This window comes from Streptomyces triticagri, assembly GCF_003429565.1.
GTDB classification, from domain to species: Bacteria; Actinomycetota; Actinomycetes; order Streptomycetales; family Streptomycetaceae; genus Streptomyces; species Streptomyces triticagri.
This window is the reverse complement of record NZ_QUAK01000055.1, coordinates 1-5,238: the sequence shown is the minus strand read 5'-3', so window position 1 is coordinate 5,238 and position 5,238 is coordinate 1. Positions and strand designations below refer to the sequence as shown.

The following is a 5,238-nucleotide window of genomic DNA, read 5'->3' as shown; positions in this document are numbered from 1 at the left end:
GGCGACGGGAAGGCCCCGTCCCCGGCGCAGCGGCCCGGTGGCAAGGCCGGCCAGTGCGCCGCGGACAGCGGCAGCCAGCGCGGCGGTGACGCGCACGCCGTCGCGCTCGCGGGCGGTGCCGAGTTCGGGCTCGTACCGGGCGCCGGCGCGGCCACGGCCTCCGACGCGGTCCGCGACAGGCACCGCGACATCCTCGAATTCCCCGGCTAGGGCAGGCCCTTCCCCGCCTGACGACCTGCCGCGCGGGGGCGGGACAGGTCTGCCCACCAGGGAGAGCCCGGCCGAACGGCCGCCTCCCGGCCCCCCTTTCGAATTCGAAGGATCTGAAGCGATCATGCGCAAGAACATCCGCCGTTCCATCGTCATAGCCGCCGGCGCCACCGGCATGATGGCCCTCGGCACCGCCGCGGCCTCCGCCGACGAACTGCCCGTCTCCGTACCGCTGTCCACCCCCGACCAGGCCTCCGACGCCGTCGAGGACGCCGCGTCCGGCGTCAAGGACCACACCGAGTCGGCGACCGAGCGGGTCGGCGACGCCGCCGAGGCCACGTCCAGGACCGAATCCGCCACCACGGACGCGCGCTCCACCGTCACCGACGCGCGCTCCGCCACCACGGACGCACGCTCCACCGTCACCGACGCACGCTCCACCGCCGCGGAATCCCGCGCCGCCGTGCAGGGCGCGTCCGAGCAGGCCCGCCAGTACGTCGAGGGCGAACTGCCCGCGTACGACACGGCCGACGTGACCGAAGCCGCGGAGGGCATCGACTACCTCTTCGGCCCGCTCTCCGCCTTCGCGCCCGAGCTCGTCGACCAGGCTCCCGGCCAGGTCGCCACCGGCGTCCAGGGCGCCGTCACGGCGGCCGACCCGGTCGTGGACGAGACCGCGGACGCCGTGCTGCCGCCGATCGCCGCGACCGCCGTCGACTCCGTACTTCCGGTCGCCGGCCAGGCCGTGGGCGACGCGGGCGGCCTGGCGCAGGGCGTGACCGCGGACGTCCAGCCGTTCGTCGGCGGAGTCGTCGGTGAGGTGCAGCCGACGGTCGGTGGCGTCGTGGGCGAGGTCCAGCCGTTCGCCGGCGGTGTGGTCGGCGAGGTGCATCCGTACGTGCAGAGCGTCGTCGCCGAGGTGAAGCCGCTCGCCGAGGGTGTCGGCGCACAGGCGACCTCGCTCGCCGGCGGGGTGACCGGCGATGTGCAGCCGCTGGCGCAGCACGTCGCCGCGGAAGCCGGTCCGTTCGCCCAGGACCTCGGCGGCACCGTCGCCGGCGACGCGGGCCCGCTCGTGCGCAACGCGGTCTCCGGAGTCCAGGACACCACCACCGCCGTCGCCCCGGACTACGTCGCCGGGCTCTGACCCGAGGCATCCACCGGGAGCGCGGCGGCGGCCCGCCCCGGTGGATCTCCGGGCCGGGCGCACGCTGAGCGCGCCCGGCACAGAAACGTCCACGCCCCGGGCCACCGGTCCGGGTGCGTGACGCACTTCCGTACCGCTCGCGCCGAGGCGCCGGCGGTACGGAAGTGGGGCGGACCCATGCGGCACGGCCGAGCCACGGCCGGCCGCGAGGGCCCCGCCCGGTAGCAGGAGGCGCGGGCCGGACGAGGCTCGGGATCGGATGTCCGGCGGGGACCCGGAACCGACCCCAGACCTCGCCCGGCCCCGTCCGCCCGGCGCCCGCACCGCCCCCGCGACGCCCGGATACGGCCCGCCCGCCTCGTCCCACCGCTTCGGCCGTACCGTGCCGAGAGGCGTCCTCGCCGGGCTCCGTCCCTGGCCGGCGGGCTGTGACTGTAATCACCGCCGCAGTGTGAGCTGCGATTTAGGGTCATCGGGCCCGCGGCGATAACCTGCGAGACGGACATGCCGCGTCCACGGCCACCGTGCACGCCTCCCTTGTGACAGCGCAGTCACGTTGCCCTCCGCGGCACGCCCAAGCAGACAATGAACCGCGAATCACAACCGCGACTTTAGAAGCAAAGGGACGGACGCGCGTGGACCTGTTCGAGTACCAGGCGAGGGACCTCTTCGCCAAGCACGGTGTACCGGTGCTGGCCGGTGAAGTCATCGACACGCCTGAGGCAGCCCGCGAGGCGACCGAGCGTCTTGGCGGCAAGTCGGTCGTCAAGGCACAGGTGAAGGTCGGTGGCCGCGGCAAGGCCGGCGGCGTCAAGCTGGCCGACACCCCGGACGAGGCCGTCGCTCGCGCGACGGACATCCTCGGCATGGACATCAAGGGCCACACGGTCCACAAGGTGATGATCGCCGAGCTCTCCCCCGAGATCGAGGCGGAGTACTACGTCTCGTACCTCCTCGACCGCACCAACCGCACCTTCCTGGCGATGGCCTCGGTGCAGGGCGGCATGGACATCGAGGAGGTCGCGGAGAAGACCCCCGAGGCCCTCGCGAAGGTCCCGGTCGACTCCAACTCCGGTGTCACGATCGAGAAGGCCCGCGAGATCGTCGCGCAGGCGAAGTTCCCGGCCGAGGTGGCCGAGAAGGTCGCCGAGGTCCTGGTCACCCTGTGGGACACCTTCGTCGCCGAGGACGCGCTCCTCGTCGAGGTCAACCCCCTTGTGAAGACCAAGGACGGCCGCATCCTGGCCCTGGACGGCAAGGTCTCGCTCGACGAGAACGCCGACTTCCGCCAGCCGGAGCACGAGGCGCTCGAGGACAAGGCCGCAGCCGACCCGCTCGAGGCTGCCGCCAAGGCCAAGAACCTCAACTACGTCAAGCTCGACGGCGAGGTCGGCATCATCGGCAACGGCGCGGGTCTGGTCATGTCGACCCTCGACGTCGTCGCGTACGCCGGTGAGAAGCACAGCAACGTGAAGCCGGCCAACTTCCTGGACATCGGCGGCGGCGCCTCCGCCGAGGTCATGGCGAACGGCCTGGAGATCATCCTCGGCGACCCGGACGTCAAGTCCGTCTTCGTCAATGTCTTCGGTGGCATCACCGCCTGTGACGAGGTCGCCAACGGCATCGTGCAGGCCCTGGAGCTCCTCAGGACCAAGGGCGAGGAAGTCACCAAGCCGCTGGTCGTCCGCCTCGACGGCAACAACGCGGAGCTGGGTCGCAAGATCCTCAGCGACGCCAACCACCCGCTGGTGCAGCGCGTGGACACCATGGACGGCGCGGCCGACAAGGCCGCCGAGCTCGCGGCCGCGAAGTAAGGGAAGAGGACTCAGTAAGCCATGGCTATCTTCCTCAACAAGGACAGCAAGGTCATCGTCCAGGGCATGACCGGCGCCACCGGCATGAAGCACACCAAGCTCATGCTCGGTGACGGCACCAACATCGTCGGCGGCGTGAACCCGCGCAAGGCCGGCACCGAGGTCGACTTCGACGGCACGTCCGTCCCGGTCTTCGGCACCGTCGCCGAGGCGATGGAGAAGACGGGCGCGAACGTCTCAGTCCTCTTCGTGCCCCCGGCCTTCTCCAAGGCCGCCGTCGTCGAGGCCATCGACGCCGAGATCCCGCTCGCGGTCGTCATCACCGAGGGCATCGCCGTCCACGACTCCGCCGCCTTCTGGGCGTACGCCAAGTCGAAGGGCAACAAGACCCGCATCATCGGCCCGAACTGCCCCGGCCTCATCACGCCGGGCCAGTCGAACGCCGGCATCATCCCGGGCGACATCACCAAGCCGGGCCGCATCGGCCTGGTCTCGAAGTCCGGCACGCTGACGTACCAGATGATGTACGAGCTCCGTGACATCGGCTTCAGCTCGGCCGTCGGCATCGGCGGCGACCCGGTCATCGGTACGACGCACATCGACGCCCTCGAGGCGTTCGAGGCGGACCCCGAGACCGACCTGATCGTGATGATCGGCGAGATCGGCGGCGACGCCGAGGAGCGTGCGGCCGACTTCATCAAGGCCAACGTCAGCAAGCCGGTCGTCGGCTACGTCGCGGGCTTCACCGCCCCCGAGGGCAAGACCATGGGCCACGCGGGCGCCATCGTCTCCGGCTCCTCCGGCACCGCCCAGGCGAAGAAGGAGGCCCTCGAGGCCGCGGGCGTCAAGGTCGGCAAGACGCCGACCGAGACGGCCGAGCTGGCGCGGGCGATNCGAGGCCGCGGGCGTCAAGGTCGGCAAGACGCCGACCGAGACGGCCGAGCTGGCGCGGGCGATCCTGGCCGGCTGACCTACTCCGGTCCCGGTACGACGAGGGCCCGCACTCCCGATCCGGGGGTGCGGGCCCTCGTCGTATGCCGGTGGCGGGTGGTCAGTCGGCCCGCGGCAGGATCCGTTCCGGTCCGTGCGCCGGCTCGGCCTCCAGCTTCTTGCGCAGCTCCTTGTCCTCCTTGGTCAACGGCTCGGGCCCCATCCGAGGCGGTACGCCGGACACTGATTCGCCGGGCGCCTGCGGCGGCTCGTAGTGCCGGGCCGAGGTGGCGAGGGACAGCGCGGACGCGCCGATGATCAGTGCTGTGAAGGCGATCGCCGCCCTGGTCCAGAAGCGTGCCCGCTTCTCGCTGCCCTCGCGGACCGCGCCGACCCCGGGCGTGGACAGCTTCTCCGCACGGGACAGGGCGTCGAGGCGGCGCTGCAGTTCGCCGGGGTCGGAGAGCTCGGGCAGCCGTTCGGCGACGGCCTCGCGGGCGTGCAGGATGCGGCTGGCCGCGGCCGGGGTGGAGGCCTCGGTCTCGGCCGCGGTCTCGGGCAGGTCGAGCCCGACACCGTCGTAGAGCACCAGCGTCCTGCGGTAGGGGACCGGCAGGCTCATCAAGGTGTCGAGGAGCTTGCGGTCCTCGGGCTCGGCGGGCGGCACGTCGGGCTGCCGGGCCCGCCGGCGGAGCCGGTGCCAGGGCGAGAGGGCGTACTCGTAGGCGGCGGCCCGCACCCAGCCGGCCGGGTCGCGGTCGACGGCCACCTCGGGCCACCGCTCCCAGGCCAGCTGGAACGCCCGCTCCACCGCCTCCTTCGCCAACTCCCGCCGCCCGGTGAGCAGATACGTCTGCCGTACGAGGGCGGGGGCGGCGAAGGCGTACAGCGCGTCGAAGGCCTGGACCGGGGTGAGCCCGTCGCTGTCGTCGGCCGTGTCGGCCTCGTCGGCCTCGTCGGCGTGCTCCGGCTCGTCGAGCAGGGCCGTCGCGGTGGCGGGTACGGCTGCGGGGCCGATGAGGTCGTCGATGCCGGGGCGGGGGGCGGTGCCGTGGCGGCCGGCCGCGACGTCGTCCCGCCGCAGTGCGCGGGCGGCGGCGGCCGGGGGCTTGGCGGCGCGTTTGGCCGGGGCCTTGG

General features: G+C 72.5%; 3 protein-coding genes and 2 pseudogenes. 4 read left to right on the top strand and 1 reads right to left on the bottom strand.

Annotation, left to right across the window (positions count from 1 at the left end):
• The 4 genes and pseudogenes from DY218_RS34190 to sucD all read left to right on the top strand — a co-directional run.
• Positions 1 to 210, top strand: a pseudogene (locus tag DY218_RS34190) (hypothetical protein); the annotation flags it as partial.
• Between the two features lie 124 nt (positions 211 to 334).
• On the top strand, positions 335 to 1,357 hold the full coding sequence (locus DY218_RS10280; RefSeq protein WP_128555636.1) for a hypothetical protein: 1,023 nt from the start codon (positions 335 to 337) through the stop codon (positions 1,355 to 1,357).
• A 635-nt stretch (positions 1,358 to 1,992) separates the two neighbouring features.
• Positions 1,993 to 3,171, top strand: a complete 1,179-nt coding sequence (gene sucC / locus DY218_RS10275) for an ADP-forming succinate--CoA ligase subunit beta (RefSeq protein ID WP_128555635.1) — start codon at positions 1,993 to 1,995, stop codon at positions 3,169 to 3,171.
• Positions 3,172 to 3,192: 21 nt separating this feature from the next.
• A pseudogene (sucD, locus tag DY218_RS10270) lies at positions 3,193 to 4,064 on the top strand (succinate--CoA ligase subunit alpha); the annotation flags it as partial.
• Positions 4,065 to 4,222: 158 nt separating this feature from the next.
• Here the strand turns inward: sucD and DY218_RS10265 are convergent.
• Positions 4,223 to 5,083, bottom strand: coding sequence for an RNA polymerase sigma factor (locus DY218_RS10265; protein WP_407703597.1), 861 nt, complete (start codon positions 5,081 to 5,083; stop codon positions 4,223 to 4,225).
• Positions 5,084 to 5,238 lie beyond the last annotated feature (155 nt).

Excerpts from the sequence above, each read along its gene's own strand:
- DY218_RS10280 (WP_128555636.1), top strand. The coding sequence starts at position 335 with ATGCGCAAGAACATCCGCCGTTCCATCGTCATAGCCGCCGGCGCCACC.